This window comes from Oscillospiraceae bacterium NTUH-002-81 (assembly GCA_032620915.1).
In the GTDB taxonomy this organism is placed as follows: domain Bacteria; phylum Bacillota; class Clostridia; order Lachnospirales; family Lachnospiraceae; genus JAGTTR01.
The window spans coordinates 3,217,679-3,236,297 of sequence record CP136052.1; the positions used below are offsets into that span (position 1 = coordinate 3,217,679).

Below are 18,619 nucleotides of genomic sequence, written 5' to 3' on the forward strand. Positions count from 1 at the left end.
TCCTATCTCCTGATGAACTGCGTGAACAGACGCAAGATCCGGCAGGCATCCGTAAACCAGGCAAAACGCACCTGATTTTCCTTCAGTCCCCGGTGCCCCTCCACCAGAGATACCCAATATGCCTTGAGGCTGCTGGTACTCGTTCCGCCGTAATCCATCTCAATGAGCGTTTCCGGGATGTAGGACAGGCGCACTTCCCCGTCCTTCAGAATGCGTACCATGTATTCATAGTCTGCTGAGCAGACGTAATCGGTCTTATACAGGCCGAATTTTTCGTAAACCTCCCGTTTCAGATAGAGCGTCGGGTGTCCCGGCATCCAGCCGAAACGGATGTTGCCCTGGCCCTGCCGCCAGGTACGGATGACCTTATCTCCGTCCTTGTACACCAGATCCGCGTGCACGCCGTCGGTGCCCTCCCGCCGGATCACATCCACCATCCGGGCGATCACGTCATCCCCGGTAAAATGGTCGAAGCAGCAGCCGATGAGATCACCGGTGGCCAGGCGCACGCCCTTGTTGATGGCGTCATAAATGCCTGCATCCGGCTCCGAGATCCAGCGCAGCCGCCCGCCAAAGGCCGGTTCCATTTCTTTTAAAAGGTCGATAGTGCCGTCTTTGGACGCCCCATCCACCACAATGTACTCAATATTTTCATAGGTCTGCCGCAGCACCTGCTCCATGATCTGCCGCAGGTGAGCAGCATCGTTGAATGTCGTTGTGATTATCGACACTTTCCAGTTATCGTTCATCCGTCACCCCTGTTTGTCTGCTTCCAGGATGTCCTCATACAGCTTGATATATTCCCGGAAACGTTCTTCTTTATCATACTGTCTGGATTTGAGAATGCAGCTTTCTTTTAAAACCGGCGACTCCTCCATATCCAGAATGGCTACCAGCAGCGCATCCACATCTCCCTTGGGCACCACCTTGCCGCAGCTGGCATCGATGGCTTCCGGGCTGCCGCCGGTGGCAAAGGTGATCACCGGTGTGCCGCAGGATAACGCCTCCAGATTGGTGGTTGGGAAATTATCCTCATAGGTCGGGTTTACATAAATATCCGCCAGTGTGTACCACTGGGCCAGTTCCGAAGGCTTCCCTGTCCGCGGAATGCCCAAAATCTTTTCCGGCAGCTTCTTGCTCTGCCGGTCACTGACCCCCACAAGGACGATCTGGTATTCCTCCGGCAGACGACTTGCCAGCTGAAGAAATACATCCAGCCCTTTTCGTTTTTCCCAGATATTGGCAACACCCAGCAGCACCTTTTTCTCCTGCAGGCCATATTTTCTGCGAAAGCGCCCTTCCATAGGAGAAAATACCTCCCGGTCGATGCCGTTGGGAATGACTTTCACCGGGTATTTTTTCAAAAAGGACTGCCCCACCAGATCTGCCAGCCACTGAGACGGCGTCACAATGGTGAGATTAGGTACCTTCGTAAACGCCTTTTCCTTGCGCTTGTAATTTTCCCGGCTGTTATCCTTAAAAATGGCGTACGGGTAGGCCGTCCGGTGCTGGGGACAGTTCCCGCAGCCTTCCTTCCACCGGTCACAGCCCGCATAATCAAAATAAGCACAATGGCCCGTAAAACTCCAGCAATCGTGCAGTGTCCATACGACCGGGATCCCGGCCACCTTCAGATAATTGAACAGCATCTCCACGTTGAGATAAAACCCGTGGATGTTATGCAGTTGGATCACATCCGGCTGATATTCATTGATGCAGGCGATCATCCGCTCGGTCACTTTTTCGGAAGCAAATCCATGCTCGCCCTTGAAAAAAGTAGCCAGCACGTGCTGTGCCATGGACAGGTTGTTGCCCACGCGCACGGCTCCCTCCAGACCCTCCGGCGCTTTTCTTCTGCCGTAGAGGATCTCACAGTCGTGCCCTTCTTCTTTCAATGTCAGCATCAGATCTGTGGCAATTCTTCCGACACTGCCGCTGCCACAGACGGTATTTATCTGCAAAACCTTCAAAATGTTATCACCAAAACCCTTTTCTGTCGTCACTTTAGATGTTATACTAAATTTGAGACCCGCCGAGACATGAGAAAGTAGCGATTTACGCAGTAAATCAGCGAATTTCGAATGTCGGATGGATTGCGGGAGCAGCATGCTGCGAAGCAATCCGATGGCATCAAATCAAGAAAATTCATTCCTACTACAAAGGAGAGAAACTATGATTATAATACAACCTTCCGGGGGTTTATGCAATAGAATCCGTTCCATTAATTCCGCCGCCACCCTGGCCCGGAAAAAGGGCGTTCCCTTAAAAGTGCTCTGGCTGAACGCGCCGGAACTGAACTGTCCCTTTGAGGAATTGTTCCTCCCCACAGACGAATTTGAGCTCATCAACATCCACTCCCTGAACAACCCGAAGAAGCTGTTTTTGCAGCTCACTGCCAGACAGCGCTTTAATAATGAAGACATCCTGAAAAATAAGACCGGCGATATGCTGAACGAAGATTTCTACGAGAAGCTTTCGGATTCGGTGTATATTTTTACGTGGGAGCAGTTCTACCCCACCGAGGACTACCATCTGTTCCGGCCCACGCCCCAGATCCAGGAGAAGATCAACGCCATCACCGCAGATTTTTCTTCTCACATGATCGGTGTGCACATCCGCCGGACAGATAACGTGACCGCCATCGGCAAAAGCGGCACGGACGCTTTTATCCGGGCCATGAAGGCGGAGATCGCCGCCGACCCGGAGGTGCGGTTCTTCCTGGCCACCGATGAGAAAAAAGAAGAAGCCATTCTCCGGGAACATTTTGGGGAAAAGCTTCTTACAAACGAAAATCGGGTCATCGATCGGAACAGCGTCCAGGGCATGCACGACGCCATGATCGACCTGTTCTCTCTGGCCGCCACCGACAAGATCCTGGGCAGCTACTGGAGCTCCTTCACAGACGTGGCCGCCAGCATGCGGGGCATCCCGAAAGTGATCGTCGGAGAGGATGCCTGACGAATCGTGCCTTTGTTCACAGTCTGTCAAAATTGCTGTCGAAAAAAGAACGGCAATGAAACTTTACTTTAAGAATAATCTCCCGCACACGTAGCACACGGGATACAGATGCAGCCGAATGAGCAGCAGGTATACCCGCACGGACAGCGGCATGCTTTCCATATGATACGCCTTCCGGGTTTTCACAAACTCCGGATGCTGACAGATCCCCCGGATCCTGGCAATGACAAAGGATGCGGGAGCCTTTTTATTTTTCACAATGACGCTGCGGATGGCCATGATGGACAGGATGAGAAAATCATTTTCGATCTGGGTGGAAAAAATCATACACATCTTTGACCTTGGCGATCCACCGGATGCGATATTTGGTCAGCGCAATTTTTTTTCATATAATCCGGGTCGTAGCCACCGGTCATGGAACCCTCGTTGATCCAGTAATGATACGGATAATAATCCGGCAGAAAACTGATCCGCTGAGCGTCGCAGAGTACGGAAAAGGTCAGCTGCAGATCCTCCCCCACTGTCACCCGGTTGTCGCAGTATTTGCTGTTTTTACGCACCAGAGACGTGCGGTACAGCTTGGTCACCCGGGCCGCCTGAATCGTCCGTCCAAAGAAGGTGCCGTTGTTGATGAGCACCGGAAACAGCTCCTGCCGGATGGCCTGCCGGTCATAAGATTCCCGGGACAGCCGGGATGTCTCCACCGTTTTTTCCCGGGAGCTATCCTCGTAATCGTACACCAGGCCGCAGATGGCCATGTCCGCATCGTGGCTTTCCGCCGATGCCAGCAGTTTTTCAAACATGTCTGCATCCACCCAGTCGTCACCGTCCACAAATCCCACATAATCCGCCGTGGCGGCTTCCGCCCCAGCCTTCCAGGCGGAGGTAAGACCGCCGTTTTCCTTATGGATCACCCGGATCCGGGCATCCTCTTTTGCCCAGGCATCACAGAGTGCCCCGGAATTGTCCGGCGTACCGTCGTCCACCAGGATGATCTCCATATCCTCCAGCGTCTGGCTGCGGATGCTGTCCACACATCTTTTCAAATATTTTTCCACGTTGTACACCGGTACAACCACACTCACTCTGCTCAATAGTTCAGCAACCTCCGATAAATACCCGGCGCCAGCAAAAACAGCCGGTAGCCGTACGCCGTGCGGGACGGAAATCCGCCAAACCGGGCACAGCGTTTCAGGCTTTCTTTCACGTAATCTCTCATTTCCTGCTGCTCTTTTTTCGAATCCGGCAGAAAACGGACACATTTAAAATACAGATCGATGCAGCCGTCCGCAAAGGCTTTCAGCGCCGCGGGCAACATCTGCTCATACTGAGCATGAGATTCCAGAAACAGGATCCGCTCATGCACCGCCCAGGCCCAGTCCAGCCGTTTTTTGGAAAAATTGCCCCGGGTGATGCTGTCGTTGCCGGTAAAATAGCCGTACATGCACGCATCAATGACCGCCGCCCTTTTCACCCGGTCAAAAATCCGGTAAGTGGTGGCCTCATCCTCATGGATGCGCCCCTCCGGGTAGCGGATGCCGTCAAACAGCGACCGGTGATACAGCTTGTTCCAGGCCACTACAAAATAGGCACCGTCGTGAATGTACAGGTTGCTCATCATCTGGGCACCGGTAAACACATCGATCCGGCCGGTGTCATTTAACGGATCGGGCACGGCTTCCCCGGTGACATACTTCCACTTGCACTGGGCCATATCGCTGCCGGTGGTGGCCACCGCCTCGTAAAGCCGCAGGATAAAGTCGTCCGTCACATAGTCGTCCGAGTCCACAAAGGCCAGATACTCGCCCTTTGCCATATCGATGCCCGCATTTCTGGCGCCGGACAGCCCCTTATTTTTCTGATGGATCACCACCACCCGGTCATCCTTTGCCGCATATTCGTCACAGATAGCGCCGCAGCCGTCCGGCGACTCGTCGTCCACCAGAATAACCTCCAGGTTCCGGTACGTCTGAGACAGGATGCCGTCTACACACCGCCGCAGATACTTTTCCACATTGTAGATCGGAATGATCACACTTATCAACACATTTATCATACTTATCCCCTTATTTTCCGCACCAGCTGCACCACCATTTTGCGCAGATAGATGAGCACGTACACCGCTTCCGTATTTCCCTGCCGGAAAAAATGGTTGATGATGCGGTAATCCAGCGCCGGAAGCCACAGATCAGGCCCATTGGCCGCCTGCATGTAAGCGTTCCGGCTGTAGGAGGTGATGAGCTGCTTTTTCTCCGCTTTTGTCAGGTCATCGTCAAAGGCCAGCCCTTCCACCTCGTCCAGGAATTCCTTCACAAACTTTCCGTCAATCCGGGTACAGTCCGCCTCCGGCCCCGCCAGCTCCCGGTAAAATGCTTTCGTCCGGTCACAGATCCGGGAGGCAATCTCCAGCTTGTCCGCCCGCCGTCTGGTGGACAGCGTGTTTTTCTTGTCCTCCTGAATATAGTGGCAGAACATCTCCCGGGTCACGCTGATCCGGGGGGCCTGTTGCAGATAGGCCAGATTGAACAGCAGATCCTCCCCCAGATTCAGGTCGTGGGGAAAGCCTTCCCGGATCAGCGATTTTTTGAACAGCTTATTCCAGGGCATATTTAAAAAACCGTCCTCGTACAGATCGAGAAATGCCGCCGGAAACGTCTGGCGCGTGTATGTTTTTTCCTCCCGGGGACATTTTTTCACATCTCTGCCCAGGTAAATATGATGAAAACCGGCAATGACCAGATCCGAGCATTCCGCATCCATGATCTCCAGCATCCGGGCACAGGTATTGGCCTCGATGAAATCGTCACTGTCCACGAAACAGATATATTCTCCGCCAGCTGCCTGCACACCCCGGTTCCGGGCCTGGGACACGCCCTCGTTGTGGCGGTAGAGCACCCGCACCCGGGCATCTTTGTCCGCATATTCCTCACAGATCTCCGCAGAATGGTCGGGCGAGCCGTCCACCACCAACAGCACCTCGATATCGCTGTACGTCTGGCGCAGCAGACTGTCCACGCACCGATGGAGGGTGCGCTCACTTTTGTAAACCGGTACGACAATACTGATCATTTCACTACCCTTTCCCGTTTCTGATAAAATACCGTGCCCGGCGGCACCTCCCCGGACACCACACTGCCCGCCGCGATGACGCAGTGGTCGCCGATGGTGGTCCCTTTGAGGATCACGCAGTTGGCCCCCACCCACACGTCATTGCCGATATGCACCGGCGCTGTCCGGTAATGGCCCCAGCCCGCCCGGTAATCGTGGTCATGATCCACAATGACCAGGTTGTTGGCGAACTGGCAGCGATCCCCGATGGTGATGTCCTCCATGGCCGTCAGACTGCAGTTCGTATTGAAAAAACACTTGTCTCCGATGACAATTTTCCCCTGCTCCGCCCGGATGGTCAGCCCACCCCGGGACACCGTCTCCCGGCCCAGGGACACGCGGGCCTCTTTTCCCAGCCGCAACACACAGCCCCGGCCAAAGGACTGCACCAGCGCCAGAGAAAGCCGTCCGCCATATTTGATTTTCCAGAACAATTCTTTTGGCAGCGTGAATGCCGCTCTCGCCGCAAGCTCCATATCCATGGCTTATCCCTCCTGCTGCCGGTGCAGCTTCTTTTTCACAAAGCCTGCCACCATGGCACGCTCTTCTTTCTTTAACACAATGAGATAGTTGACGATCAGCGCCACCACCCCGGCCACGCAGCCAAAGCCGATCAGCGTGATCCAGGAATGGATGGGGAACACGGTGCGGAACAAAAGGCCCACCAGCCCCACGCACACCAGAGATTTCACGCCGGTGAGGATGTCCCCGTAGAAGGTCGTCCACTTTACCTGCAGACATTTGCTGGCGTACAGCGGCGTGAACAAGAGGTTTCGCAGCCATCCGTAAAAGGCACTGGACAGCACGATGGCGTACAGCCCCAGGTTCGTCGTTTTCAGCAGCAAAAACACCGTGCCCGTGGACAGAAATCCCGACAGCAGCACCACCAGGGAGTTCACCTTTACCTTTTTCGTGATGATGAAAATGTGGTAAAGCACCTGGATACTCATGCTGACATACAGCGTGCCCATGGACAGCACGCAGAGCAGATGCAGCTGGTGCGCGTCGTAGGCCGGCAGCCACAGGGAGAAGAAAATATCGCCGAAGGCCGTCACAAAGGCAATGGGAATGCTGAGCATGAAAATCATGATCCGGTTGGCGCTCTTGATCATCTGCACCATCTCATCATATTTTTCCTCCGCATACAAAATCGTGATCTGCGGATTGAAAATGCCCACCACACTGGACATCAGGTTCACGATGCACAGGGGTACTTTTTTGGCAAAATCCAGAATGCCCATGGCGCCGGGATCGATGAGAATGTTGGCGATAAGCAGATCCAGCCCCTCCAGCAGCGTCTGCCCCAGCCGGGTGACGGAGTTCCAGGCACCCAAAGACACCAGCTCTTTGATTTTTCCCATGTCAAAGTATTTCCGGCTGATGTGCACCTCGGGCATGAGCCGTTTTGTGTAGCGATAGTTGCCCAGTCCCAGCACCAGCGTGTACACCACGGAGCCGATGCCCACGTACCACATGTAAGGCCGGAAAAAGGTGTAGCAGCCCACCAGCAGCACCATGCGCACGATCTCGGACTCAATGGTTTTGATGGCCAGCAGATCCAGCCGGTCCTTGGCATAGACCGACACGCTGAACACAGACAGGATAATATTCAGGACAAAATTCAGCATGACGAAAAACAGCATGATCTGCAGATCCGTCACCATGGCCGCGGGCACGTTCATGATCTGATCCACAAACAGGATGAGAAACGTGGCCGGAACCGCAAACACCGCCGCCATGAACACGTTGCCGAAGAACACCGAGGAGAAATACCGGTTGGCTTCCTCTTCCTTGCCCTGATGGATGCTCACGGTGATGAACCGGCTGGCCATGGTGTTCAGCGCCGAGACGAGGATCTGGGCGTAGGACACAAACTGGTTGCCCTGGGTCACAAAACCCGAGGCACTGATGTCGATGGCCTTCGCCAGATAGGGGCTTAAGATGAAGCTGACGCCCATGCTCACCGCAAAAGACACGATCTGGGCGGTCATACTGATAAATAACTGTTTTTTATTCATGATTTATCTCTTTCCCAGTTCGCTTATACAATTCTGTGGGCAAATTTTATGCTTGCATATAAATTTGTCTGCAAGATTGTATAAAGAGAGCGCCTTATTATGAGCAAAAATGAGCTGCAATGCAGCGGAGAGCATCAAAGATGCGGTTTTGCGAATGGCGCCGGGCGAACTGTTACTTTATCTAGATTTAGAACAGCGTAGCTTTCAAAATATACTGGTAGATGCCATATCCGTTGAGCAGCGCGGCCCCCAGGAACAGCACCCGGTAATACCACACCCGGCTGCCTTTCCACACCAGCTTCCGGTTGCCAAACAGATACAGGAACGGCAGCATGAGCGGGATGTAATACCGGGCCTGCACACCGTCGATGGCGGCAGCGCCCACCACGCTGAAAGTACCGTACAGGGACGTCCAGATGACGCACACCACACCGAAGATCATCACGGCCAGCAACAGCTTGTACCACTTGCCCACCACCGGGCAGTCCTCACCTTTTTCCCGGACAAAACCCGCCAGAAGAAGCAGAGCTGCCGTCACAAAGGACGCCGCTGCCGGGAAAATGCCGCAGTAAGCCAGATCCAGCCAGGGGAACCGGCAAAGGGTGTAGGCAACCGCCGTCCGGGCAATGCTTTTCAGCAGCAGTACCGTATAAGTCAACGGATTGGCCAAAATGTACTGGATCTGTCCCATCATGGACACACCCCTGCACCCGCCGGTCGCCCGCCGTGGAGAAATCATAATCAATGCCGGTGCCGATGGCCAGCGTCTTGGCAGCCCCCGGTGCACTGAAAATGGACGTCAGGATGAGCAGCACACAGGCCACCGTCATGCCCTTGAACACCCACTCGCTCACCCGGCTGTTGAATTTCCGCCTGGGCAGAAATACCAGCAGAAGCATCATAAAAATATAGATCTGCTTGGACCAGCTGCCGGCCACAAAACAGCCCATCATCACCAGCGCCCGGTACCAGGTCAGCTTTTTCCTCACTCTGGATCTCATTCACCCACAGCACAAAGCCCAGAAATAAGAAGGCTGTGATAAAGGCGTCGTAGGTGTATTCCGATGCCAGAAACAGCGGCGTGGGCATCATACCAAGCAAAGCGATAAACTTCTTTCCCGACCGGCTGATACGGATGGCCAGCATGAGCACCAGAATATAAAATACCAGATTGCCGAATTTGCCCGCCATATACTGCCAGTCAAAGGGCAGATGAAGAGCCCTGGCCACTTTCAGGCCGATGGCCTGGGGCAGGTAGGCCCGGGTGCTGTACCCGATAAACTTGGACTGATAGGAAATGTCCGCCTTGTCCAGATCGTCGTTGTCCCGCAGATATTTCGTTACCGCCCGGCGCTCTGTCAGGCTGGCAAACTCCGGATTGTATTTTCCGCGCATGCCCATGGCCGCCTCCGGCGTCTCGATGGTGGAGCCAAAGGATGCCTCGTAAGCTTTCAGAAAATGGATATGCTCGTCCCAGCCGGACTGGTTGCTGCCCACCAGGATCACCATGCAGCCGCCAAACCAGAGGCAGACAATGGCAAAGGCCACCTCCAGCCGTTTGATAAACAATTTCTTCTGGCAGAGCAGGAACAGCAGCATCCATGCAGTGCCGATGAGGAAGATCACCCGATACCAGTTGAACTGGAAATCATTGCGGAAGGACGCGGTCACCCACGTACCCTCAAAAGCAAAATCGCCGTAGGTGATCAGCTCCACGGAGTCCGCCAGCAGGGATACGTTCATGTAGCCCGTATCGATCCGGGAATTTACCGTATCGTACAACAGATAATCATTGAGCAACTTGCCGTCTTTATAGAACCGGGCTTCCACGCCATAGCTGGCATATTTGCTCTCGTCCACCGGATAGGAAAACTGCATCTGGCGGACAAACTTTGCCTCCCCCAGATCAATGTGCACCACCGCCTGGCTCACCGTCTTGTATGTCTTGCCATCGATGACCGTCAGCGTCTCATCCAGGGTGCTCTCGTATTCCGCCCCCAGCAGCTCATAATACAGCCGGTTCATCTCGTCCTGATAGCGCAGATCTTCCGCCGTCTGCTCGTCCAGCTCAGAGGTAAACTCTTCCATCTGCATGTCCACCCGGTCGTCCGTGCCGTCCAGCCGGTATGTCTCCTGGTAAGTGCCATATTTCAGACCGTTCTGGTTGAAATAAAAGATCTCCAGAAGCACCACCACGACTGCCGCCGCCAGGCCTGCAAGGAAGGGCCAGCGTCTGCATAGCATATCGCGTCGATGCCGGTTCGATACCGCAGTTCCAGTCGTCACATCTGTTTTCTCGATTTCATCCGAAATCAGCGCCGTCCCTGCTCTTTCGATACTACCATCCATTTCGCGGTCTGATTCTGTCTCTGTTTTCTCATTCTCGGCTAAATTCCCGCTCACAACTTCAGAATCTGTCCGTGTGCACATCACTCTGCTGGCCTGCACAGGGGATGCCGCCTCTTTCTTGCTTTTCGGCACCCACAGCAGGAAGGTTCCCACCACATTGTCTTTTTTCCGTCCGGTCAGGAAAAACACGCCCACAAAGAGCAGCAGCGCCGTGCACAGATCGAACAGCAGCGGATAATAGTCCAGCTTATAAATATAGTAGGATTTCAGATTGCCGGAAAGAAGCTCCCCGTTGACATAGGTGGCAGCATCGTCCATGGTCTGACTGTTGATGAACAACCCCGGATACTCGCCCTGCCCGCCTGCCACCGTGAACTCGATGGTTAATGTCCCGATACACTGCTTATAATTGTCAAAGGGAATGTAGACGTACTGCCCTTCATCCAGTTCCGCCAGCGTCACCCCGCTCCGGGACAGTAGTGTGGTACCCGCCTCGTCATAGACGCTGCAGATCAGCTGCATATCCGTAAAAGTATACCCGTTCTTCGTCACACCCACCTGGATGCCCGCCATGGGATATCCTTTCGTGTCGCAGACATAACGGATGCTCTCGTCGTTTTTCAACGGTACGGTGCTTTCGCCCTCGGTTCCCATATTGATAGCCACCGTCTCCAGCTTCTGTTTCGGTTTCATATAACTGACTGCCAGCCCCGCAACGCACAAAAGGATGGCAAGACCGGTCAGAAGCCTGCCGTATGCCTGCAGCCAGCGTGTGATCTTCTCTTTCAAATGATTTCCTCCATGTAAATTTCCTGTGAAACTTCCTAATTATACAAAAAGGCTGATGCATCCGCACCAGCCTGTTAAGGTATCTTATTCGCCTAATCCATTCTCGATCGCAGCCACCAGCGAATGCAGTGCTTCTTCTTCGTCTGCGCCGTCGCAGTGGAGTTCAATCTCATCCCCACACTTCACGCAGGCACCCAGGACACTTAAAACACTCTTCGCATTGGCAGTCGTCTCGCGGAATGAAAATGTAATCAAGGACTTAAACTGCATTGCTTCCCTGCACAGATTTCCAGCCGGACGCAGATGCAGCCCGGTAGGGTTCTTAATTACCACTTTCTGACTTACCATGCTGATCCCTCCCATTAATTTCTTCAGTCTTCTATGTCAGATTATACCAGATTATTATAAACTGCACAAGAGATTCCCGGAAATTAATTATTCTTTTGGTTAGTTCGCCGTATCTTTCTCAATTTTTACAACCGCAATGGGCGTATCCGGCAGCTCATAGCCATCCGGCAGATTGATCGTCACCGGTACCTCATACGTGTCTGCCTTCCGATATTCGGACAGATCGATCTGGCCCGTCCACTGGGACGTATCCAGAGATTCCATGCTGGCCCTGCGGCCTCTCACGGTAAAGGACAGATCAGTGGTTGTCAGGAAAGAAGCCTGGTAGCCATCCGGCACGTTCTCCAGGGAAATCCTGCTCTTTTCCAGCGTCACCGTCCGCTCCTCCAGCTTCTCCACCGATACCGTCACAGCTACGGTGGCCGATTCTTCTTCCTCCAGCTGGGTATTCGCCGGCAGGTAAGTGCTGATGTCCACCACTTTTTCCACATCGGCTGTGGCCTGGCTGATGTCCACATCGGAAGCCGGAATCTCAATGGCGGTCACATTTTTCAGCACATTCTCCTTGCCCGCCAGAGTAATGGTGGACGGTTCGCAGCTGACCTTTGTATAGGCATAGCCGTCCGCAGCCCGGCCGGATACCGAAGCCTTCACCGGCACCTCCTTTGTCTTCAGCAGCTTGATGGAAATATCAATGCTGTTCGTGTCAATGTTGTAGGTCAGAGAGCTGTTCTTGATGGAATCGCCGTCACCGTTGTACAGTGACAGGGAAGTAATCCTCTCGGTGTCCTTGGTGATGCCGGACACATCCACCTCTGCATATACCCTGCTGATCTTGCGGATCGCACTGGCTGCGCCGGTGATGCGCACGCTCTCCGGCGACGCAATGGTATTGTTTTTGTCAATGATATAGCCTGCCCCCGGTGTTCCATTGATCCGCACCACAATGGGCAGCGTCTTCGTATCCGAATCCTCGATACTGATCTTCAGGTTCGGTGTCTTTGTCGTAATGCTCTGGATGTTTACATTCTTCGTGCAGCTGATATTGATGGGTACATACTTCATCAGCTGGATATCCTGCATGTTGGCAACCGCTTTGAAATCCGTATCCGAAAGCGCAGCCGACCGGCGTGCTTTTACCTGGATCGTGATCACATCGCTGTCATCCAGCACTTCATAAACCTTTCCCTCGCTGGTAATGGCGGAACTGTTTACCACATCTACATGGATGCCCGAAAAGGTAAACGTCCGGACCGGGTCATTGATGCCCACAACCACCAGCCACAAAAGAATGGCGCTGACGAGAGAAAGCAGCTTTAACTTCCAGTTATGCATGATCCTCTTTCTCATCTTTCACCTTCCCCTTCCAGAAACGGAACCGCGGTTTGGGTTCCATCGTCTTATTCTGGAACAGCTTTAAGCGCTCCTTCAGCCGTGCCGCATCCATACCGCGCTCCAGCTCACCGCCGTAAGCCACGGATACCTTGCCGGTCTCCTCGGATACAATGATCGTCAGAGAATCCGTCACCTCACTGATGCCTACACCGGCCCGGTGTCTCGTTCCCAGTTCCTTGCTCAGCTCCATATTATCTGACAGCGGCAGATAGCAGGTAGCGGAAGTCACCCGGTCTCCCCGGATGATCACGGCCCCGTCATGAAGCGGTGTATTGTGTTCAAAAATATTGATCAGCAGCTGGCTGGAGACGATGGAATCCAGTGCAATGCCGGTTCTCTCATACTCTGTCAGCGGATAGTTCTGCTGCAGAACAATGAGGGCGCCGGTCCGCACCTTTCCCATCTCAAAGGAAGCCTTGACGATCTCATTGAGTGTCCGGTCGCTGAACAGACCAGCCTCCTCCCGCACGGGATCCAGCAAAGGAATGCCCTGCAGAAACTTTTTCTTGCCCAGCTCTTCCAGGCCTTTGCGCAGCTCCGGCTGGAATACCACAAGCAATGCCGTAATTCCCAGTCCCAGGATCTTCTCTGCCAGCCAGTAGATCGTATCCATATGAAGCAGTTTGGCTGCAAGTGTAAAAAGCAGAAGTACGGCAAAGCCTTTCAGTAAGATCCAGGCCCGTGTGCGCTTGACCCAGCGCAGCAGCTGATAAATAGCCACCGTCAGGATCAGGATCTCCACAAAATCCATGGGAGTAGGCCTAAGACCTGCAAATCCATCCCGAAACCATCCGAGAATCGTCTCTGACATTTACACTCACCTCCGTTCCTTTCCTCATTTCATATCTTTCGACCATTCCGCAATATTCTTCATTGCCAGAACACGGCAGGAATACAAAGAATTCCATGCTATATTTCTCGATACATCCACAGCCTTTGCCCCGCGCCTGTATGCGGTAAGCGCATTGTGAACATATCCTTTATTTTCTCACATCTGTCCTATCTGTTTCCATGCTCCGCGCTCTGCGTTGGCCGCGGCCGTCTCTTTGCCTGGGAATGCTCCTGCTGCCGTCGGGCACGCTGTCCATCCCGGTGCTTTCCTGAAGGGGAATGGATCTCCTTCACCTGCTTATCCTTGGCCGATATGGTGATCTTCGGCACCGCTTTCACGTAATAATAATACTCGTCGTCCTCGAACTGCACCTTCCGGGTGCCCGCATAATCCACGCTGAACACGAAGAACTGCACCACCAGCGCTGCCGCCACGGACAGCACCGTGCCCACCAGCAGCCCCAGGATCGAATTGGAAATATCCATGGCGAAATCCCCGATGAGGAAGATCAGGATATTGGCAAGGGCGCCTGCGCCGATGGCAATATACCAGGCGTAATCCATGGAAGTCCGGCGGAGAATGTACACCAGCGCCAGCACAATGGCAAAGGCAACGATGGTCAGCATCATTTCCTTATTGCCGATCATGTACTCCATCATAAACTTGATCCGGTCTGTTATGGCATCGGTACTGCTGTTCTGGAAGGTTGCCGCATTCGCAGACGCAAAATGCATGATATAGTAAGCCACCACACCGCAGGACACCGGTACGATCCCAAGAGGAGTTCCCACCAGGCCTACCACAATGGGCATCACATAAGGCATTTTCAGTGCAAACAAAAGCGGCGTCAGCACCAGCAGATAGCCGTCCTTCGGTGCCAGGATAAAATAAAGGCAAAGCATCATCAGCAGGATAACCGCTGCCACGGCCGCCAGCTCCAGCGAAAGCGCAAACAGCTGCACCAGAACAATGAGCACGGCAAAGAGCACCATGCAGTTCACCGGCAAAAAGCTGCACAGCAGACTCAACAGCACCGGTATGGCAAAGTTATCCAGCCTGCTCATGAAGCCCAGTTTCGCATTGATCATGAAAAACACAAACAGGCCCATGACAAACTTCAGCAGTGTGCGGATATACATGTCATACTTGCTGTAGTAATATTTGATCTGTTCTCTTATCTCATACAAAATCGTCATCGTATCCGCGGCCTCCTGTCGCATCACGGCCCTCCAGCCGCTGATCTTCCTGCTCGTACAGCCCGCTGATCTGGCGAAGCTGTGCATAGTATTCTTTCATCTCTTCCCGCACCCGGGTATATCTCCGGTAATAGGCAAGAAATACAATCAGTTCATACACGATGATGAACAAAACGTACCATTTCACCACGCTCATACCGAGGCCTGCAAAATCCAGCGTATACATCTCGGCCAGCAACTGCTCCATCCGGCAGGCCAGCCAGAGCACAGCCCCCAGAAGGAAGGCGATGGTGCCGCCGATCCAGGCTTTCACCATATGAAATGTCACATAGTCGCCCCGGAAATACTCATTTACTTTAAAAGCCTCCCGGCCTTCCCGCGCTTCGAACTCCGCTGCCTTTGTCATGAGACGGATTCTCTCTTCGTTTAACATATGCCACCTCAATTCCGGTCTATGCATTTTCACACATATCAGAATTATAACACAGGAAAAAGCATCTGGCTAGTACCCCTTCCCGATACATACCGACAGACAGTAGATCTGCTTCGCCCCCGCTGCCAGCAGAGTGCGCGCCGCCTCGTTCATGGTGCTCCCCGTTGTATAAATATCGTCCACCAATAGAATACGCGCGGGCATTGCTTCATACTCACATTTCTGTGTCTGATTATACCATTGCCTGTATGGTCGCCTGTCCGTGAATGTATCCCATACTCGCACATCAGCCACATGTTCGTCAGCCTGCTCTGCCACAATAAACGCGTCCTTCACATTCTCCCGCCGGTCTTCATCATTCAGCGCCCGCTGGTATCCAGTCTTCCGACTGCGGATCAGCAGATCCTCCCGCACCGGGATGCCGCTTCTTTTGGACAGCTCCCGGCACAGAAGCGCCGCCTGGTTATACCCCCGCTGCCGCATTCTGCTGCGGTGGATGGGAATGGGCACCAGCGCCTGTACCCGCCACCGGGCCTGCACTTCCTGATATACCTCCCATAATGCTTTCCCATAAGCCCGGGCATATTCCTGCCGTCCCCGGTTTTTGAACCGGTGCATGGCATCCTCCATCTCCCGGTACCAGAAGGCTGCCCGCCCCTGGGTGAATACGGGTGGATGCCTCCGGCAGTCCTGACAGTATTCCTGCCGAAAATCCTCCAGCGGTTTCCCGCATTTCAGGCAATAGGGGGCACGCACCGGCCTTGGCCTGTCCAGGCTCCGGCAGACGGCGCACACCGTTCCGCCCTGCCCCGGCGGCAGGATCCGGTCGCACCCCGGACACCGGGGCGGGTAAAAAATATCCAGCAAATCGTTTTTCGTCATGGCAATCCTTTCCCATGACTCTCTTCTGACAGATTTTCTCTCTTATGCTTAGTATTTCCCCTCCCGGAACTCTTCAATCCGATCCAGCAGGCCGCTGTAGCGTTTCTGCTCGTTTTCGTTCTCAATCATCTGGGCAAAGGTCTCCGGGCTGCCCACCACGGTGACACATTTTCGTGCCCGGGTCACCGCCGTGTAGAGCAGGTTCCGGTTAAACAACTGTCTGGGGCCCGTCAGCAGCGGCAGCAGCACCGCCGGATACTCACTGCCCTGGGCTTTATGTATGGTGATGGCGTAGGCCAGCTCCAGCTCATCCAGCTGCTTGAAGCTGTAGGTCACGCACCGGCCCTCGTCGAACTCCACCGTCATCTGCTCGGAAAAGGGCAGGATCTCTTTGACGATGCCCATGTCGCCGTTGAACACACCGGTGCCGCTGTCGCTCAAAATGCCGTAGCGGCTGCGCACCTCCCACTCGATCTGGTAATTGTTCCGGATCTGCATGACCTTGTCCCCTTCCCGGAACAGGCCGCCTGCGTGCTCCTTCTCCTTTTTCTCCGGGGACGGCGGGTTCAGATACTGCTGCAGCACACTGTTGAGCCGTTCCACCCCCAGCACGCCTTTTCGCATGGGCGTCAGCACCTGAATGTCAAAGGGCTTGGCGTCCACGAATTTGGGCAGTTTTTCCTGAATGAGCGTCAGCAGTACCCGGATGATGATGTTGGCGTCATACCGTTTCAGGAAAAAGAAATCCATGCTCTTATTGTCCAGCGGCACCTGCTCCCCCCGGTGGATGCGGTGGGCATTGACGATGATGTCGCTCTTGGATGCCTGCCGGAAAATCTTCGTCAGCCGCAGCACCGGAAAAGCCTCGGAACGGATGATGTCTTTCAGCACACAGCCCGGCCCCACAGAGGGCAGCTGGTTCACGTCACCCACCATGATGAGCCGGGTGCCCGGGATCAGCGCCTTTAACAGAGCATGCATGATATGAATGTCCACCATGGACATCTCGTCGATGATGACCGCGTCCGTCTCCAGCGGATTCTGCTCGTTCCGCTCAAAGGAGGCCGCCTGGGTGCCGCCCTCGCTGTCCGGCCCGCCCGACAGCTCCAGCAGCCGGTGGATGGTCTGGGCTTCACAGCCGGTGGCCTCCGTCATCCGCTTGGCTGCCCGGCCCGTGGGTGCCGCCAGCCGGATGTCCAGCCCTTCCGACTCCAGATAGCGGATGATGGCATTGATGGTCGTCGTTTTGCCCGTACCGGGGCCGCCGGTGATGACCAGCAATCCCTGGCGGGCCGCTTCCCGCACGGCTTCCTGCTGCATCTCATCCAGCTTCATGCCGGTATTTTCTTCAATGGAAGCGATCCGGTGATCCAGCGCTGCCTCCGATACATCGTAGCGCACCCGCAGATCAAACAGCATCCGGGCCGTGTCCATCTCCAGATAATAATAATTGGAGGCGTAAATCTTCACCACGCCGTCTTTTTCCTTGCGGATGATCTTCCGATCCATGAGCAGATCCATGAGATACTGATCAAAATCCTCCACGTCCATGCCCAGGATCTCCTGGACATTGCGCTTTAAAATATCCACGGGCAAACACGTATGTCCCTGTCCGGACGCCAGCAGCAGCATATAAGTGATGGCGCTGCGGATGCGGAAATCCGAGTCTGCAGCGATGCCGGCCCGGCGGGCGATCTCATCTGCCGCCCGGAAACCGATGCCGTTCACCTCATCCGCCAGACGGTACGGATTCTCCTGCAGTACCCGGTAAATCTCGTCCCCGTATTTTCCATACAGCTTCACCGCCATATTGTTGGAAACGCCATACTGCTGCAGGAACATCATGGCCTTGCGCATGTCCTTCTTCTCTTCCAGCTGGGCCGCGATCTCCCGGGCCTTTTTCTCACTGATGCCCTTGATCTCCGCCAGCCGCTCCGGCTCTTCCTCAATGATGCGGAACGTCTCGCCCTTGAAGTGTCGGACGATCCGGGCCGCCAGCGCCGAGCCGATGCCCTTAATGGCACCGCTGCCCAGATACCGCTCCATGGCCACCTCATCCTCCGGTGTCTTCAGCTCGTAGAATTCGATGAGCAGCTGCTCCCCGTACATGGGATGCTCCTTTAACGTCCCCGACGCTTCCAGCAGTTCCCCCTCCCCGATATAGGAAAAGGTACCCACGCACGTCAGCTCCTGCCCCTCTGTCACCAGATTCAGCACCGTATAGCCATTTTCCTCATTGCGGAAAATAATATGTTCCACATAACCCTTGACGGTATCCAGCCCGTCCACCTCCTCTGTACATAAGGCCGAC

18 protein-coding genes are annotated in these 18,619 nt (G+C 54.3%); 1 reads left to right on the forward strand and 17 read right to left on the reverse strand.

Annotated features, from left to right (window positions below):
* Positions 1-2: 2 nt before the first annotated feature.
* Both RJD28_16025 and RJD28_16030 read right to left on the reverse strand, forming a co-directional pair.
* Positions 3-749 carry a glycosyltransferase family 2 protein gene (locus tag RJD28_16025; GenBank protein WNV57680.1) on the reverse strand — a complete coding sequence of 249 codons (747 nt, stop codon included), beginning with the start codon at positions 747-749 and terminating at the stop codon, positions 3-5.
* Between the two features lie 3 nt (positions 750-752).
* Positions 753-1,970, reverse strand: a complete 1,218-nt coding sequence (locus RJD28_16030; GenBank protein ID WNV57681.1) for a glycosyltransferase — start codon at positions 1,968-1,970, stop codon at positions 753-755.
* 202 nt (positions 1,971-2,172) lie between these two features.
* On the opposite strand from RJD28_16030, the gene RJD28_16035 reads away from it, so the two are divergent.
* The gene (locus RJD28_16035; protein WNV57682.1) at positions 2,173-2,958 is read left to right on the forward strand and encodes a hypothetical protein; all 786 of its coding nucleotides are present in this window, start codon (positions 2,173-2,175) and stop codon (positions 2,956-2,958) included.
* A 63-nt stretch (positions 2,959-3,021) separates the two neighbouring features.
* On the opposite strand, the gene RJD28_16040 is transcribed toward RJD28_16035, so the two are convergent.
* The 15 genes from RJD28_16040 to RJD28_16110 all read right to left on the reverse strand — a co-directional run bounded on the left by RJD28_16040 (position 3,022) and on the right by RJD28_16110 (position 18,588).
* Entirely contained in the window at positions 3,022-3,291 is a 270-nt protein-coding gene (locus RJD28_16040) for a hypothetical protein (GenBank protein WNV57683.1), read from the reverse strand.
* Positions 3,282-4,043: a glycosyltransferase family 2 protein gene (locus tag RJD28_16045; GenBank protein WNV59654.1), complete on the reverse strand. Its 762-nt coding sequence runs from the start codon at positions 4,041-4,043 to the stop codon at positions 3,282-3,284. Before RJD28_16045 ends, RJD28_16040 begins: the two co-directional genes overlap by 10 nt.
* A 5-nt stretch (positions 4,044-4,048) precedes the next feature.
* Positions 4,049-5,014: a glycosyltransferase family 2 protein gene (locus tag RJD28_16050; GenBank protein ID WNV57684.1), complete on the reverse strand. Its 966-nt coding sequence runs from the start codon at positions 5,012-5,014 to the stop codon at positions 4,049-4,051.
* A 2-nt stretch (positions 5,015-5,016) separates the two neighbouring features.
* The gene (locus RJD28_16055; GenBank protein ID WNV57685.1) at positions 5,017-6,027 is read right to left on the reverse strand and encodes a glycosyltransferase family 2 protein; all 1,011 of its coding nucleotides are present in this window, start codon (positions 6,025-6,027) and stop codon (positions 5,017-5,019) included.
* Positions 6,024-6,548, reverse strand: a complete 525-nt coding sequence (locus tag RJD28_16060) for an acyltransferase (GenBank protein WNV57686.1) — start codon at positions 6,546-6,548, stop codon at positions 6,024-6,026. The genes RJD28_16055 and RJD28_16060 overlap by 4 nt, the downstream gene beginning before the upstream one ends.
* Before the next feature lie 3 nt (positions 6,549-6,551).
* Entirely contained in the window at positions 6,552-8,084 is a 1,533-nt protein-coding gene (locus RJD28_16065; GenBank protein WNV57687.1) for a lipopolysaccharide biosynthesis protein, read from the reverse strand.
* Between the two features lie 187 nt (positions 8,085-8,271).
* Complete coding sequence (locus tag RJD28_16070) at positions 8,272-8,778, reverse strand: DUF2142 domain-containing protein (GenBank protein WNV57688.1); 507 nt, start codon at positions 8,776-8,778, stop codon at positions 8,272-8,274.
* A gap of 47 nt (positions 8,779-8,825) precedes the next feature.
* On the reverse strand, positions 8,826-11,222 hold the full coding sequence (locus RJD28_16075; protein ID WNV57689.1) for a DUF2142 domain-containing protein: 2,397 nt from the start codon (positions 11,220-11,222) through the stop codon (positions 8,826-8,828).
* Positions 11,223-11,306: 84 nt separating this feature from the next.
* Entirely contained in the window at positions 11,307-11,570 is a 264-nt protein-coding gene (locus RJD28_16080) for an HPr family phosphocarrier protein (protein ID WNV57690.1), read from the reverse strand.
* Positions 11,571-11,669: 99 nt separating this feature from the next.
* The gene (locus tag RJD28_16085; protein WNV57691.1) at positions 11,670-12,920 is read right to left on the reverse strand and encodes a CdaR family protein; all 1,251 of its coding nucleotides are present in this window, start codon (positions 12,918-12,920) and stop codon (positions 11,670-11,672) included.
* On the reverse strand, positions 12,898-13,776 hold the full coding sequence (cdaA, locus tag RJD28_16090) for a diadenylate cyclase CdaA (protein WNV57692.1): 879 nt from the start codon (positions 13,774-13,776) through the stop codon (positions 12,898-12,900). The genes RJD28_16085 and cdaA overlap by 23 nt, the downstream gene beginning before the upstream one ends.
* A gap of 188 nt (positions 13,777-13,964) precedes the next feature.
* Positions 13,965-15,017, reverse strand: coding sequence for a hypothetical protein (locus RJD28_16095; GenBank protein WNV57693.1), 1,053 nt, complete (start codon positions 15,015-15,017; stop codon positions 13,965-13,967).
* Positions 14,977-15,426 (reverse strand): hypothetical protein, encoded by a 450-nt coding sequence (locus RJD28_16100; protein ID WNV57694.1) that lies wholly within the window; start codon positions 15,424-15,426, stop codon positions 14,977-14,979. Before RJD28_16100 ends, RJD28_16095 begins: the two co-directional genes overlap by 41 nt.
* A gap of 69 nt (positions 15,427-15,495) precedes the next feature.
* Complete coding sequence (locus RJD28_16105) at positions 15,496-16,308, reverse strand: ComF family protein (GenBank protein ID WNV57695.1); 813 nt, start codon at positions 16,306-16,308, stop codon at positions 15,496-15,498.
* 48 nt (positions 16,309-16,356) lie between these two features.
* The gene (locus RJD28_16110; GenBank protein WNV59655.1) at positions 16,357-18,588 is read right to left on the reverse strand and encodes an ATP-dependent RecD-like DNA helicase; all 2,232 of its coding nucleotides are present in this window, start codon (positions 18,586-18,588) and stop codon (positions 16,357-16,359) included.
* Positions 18,589-18,619 lie beyond the last annotated feature (31 nt).

Coding starts and splice junctions, on each gene's coding strand:
- RJD28_16070 (WNV57688.1), bottom strand. CDS start 8,778: ATGATGGGACAGATCCAGTACATTTTGGCCAATCCGTTGACTTATACG.
- RJD28_16025 (WNV57680.1), bottom strand. CDS start 749: ATGAACGATAACTGGAAAGTGTCGATAATCACAACGACATTCAACGAT.
- RJD28_16085 (WNV57691.1), bottom strand. CDS start 12,920: ATGAGAAAGAGGATCATGCATAACTGGAAGTTAAAGCTGCTTTCTCTC.
- RJD28_16055 (WNV57685.1), bottom strand. CDS start 6,027: ATGATCAGTATTGTCGTACCGGTTTACAAAAGTGAGCGCACCCTCCAT.
- RJD28_16095 (WNV57693.1), bottom strand. CDS start 15,017: ATGCGACAGGAGGCCGCGGATACGATGACGATTTTGTATGAGATAAGA.
- RJD28_16040 (WNV57683.1), bottom strand. CDS start 3,291: ATGTGTATGATTTTTTCCACCCAGATCGAAAATGATTTTCTCATCCTG.
- RJD28_16060 (WNV57686.1), bottom strand. CDS start 6,548: ATGGATATGGAGCTTGCGGCGAGAGCGGCATTCACGCTGCCAAAAGAA.
- cdaA (WNV57692.1), bottom strand. CDS start 13,776: ATGTCAGAGACGATTCTCGGATGGTTTCGGGATGGATTTGCAGGTCTT.
- RJD28_16065 (WNV57687.1), bottom strand. CDS start 8,084: ATGAATAAAAAACAGTTATTTATCAGTATGACCGCCCAGATCGTGTCT.
- RJD28_16100 (WNV57694.1), bottom strand. CDS start 15,426: ATGTTAAACGAAGAGAGAATCCGTCTCATGACAAAGGCAGCGGAGTTC.
- RJD28_16105 (WNV57695.1), bottom strand. CDS start 16,308: ATGACGAAAAACGATTTGCTGGATATTTTTTACCCGCCCCGGTGTCCG.
- RJD28_16035 (WNV57682.1), top strand. CDS start 2,173: ATGATTATAATACAACCTTCCGGGGGTTTATGCAATAGAATCCGTTCC.
- RJD28_16050 (WNV57684.1), bottom strand. CDS start 5,014: ATGATAAATGTGTTGATAAGTGTGATCATTCCGATCTACAATGTGGAA.
- RJD28_16080 (WNV57690.1), bottom strand. CDS start 11,570: ATGGTAAGTCAGAAAGTGGTAATTAAGAACCCTACCGGGCTGCATCTG.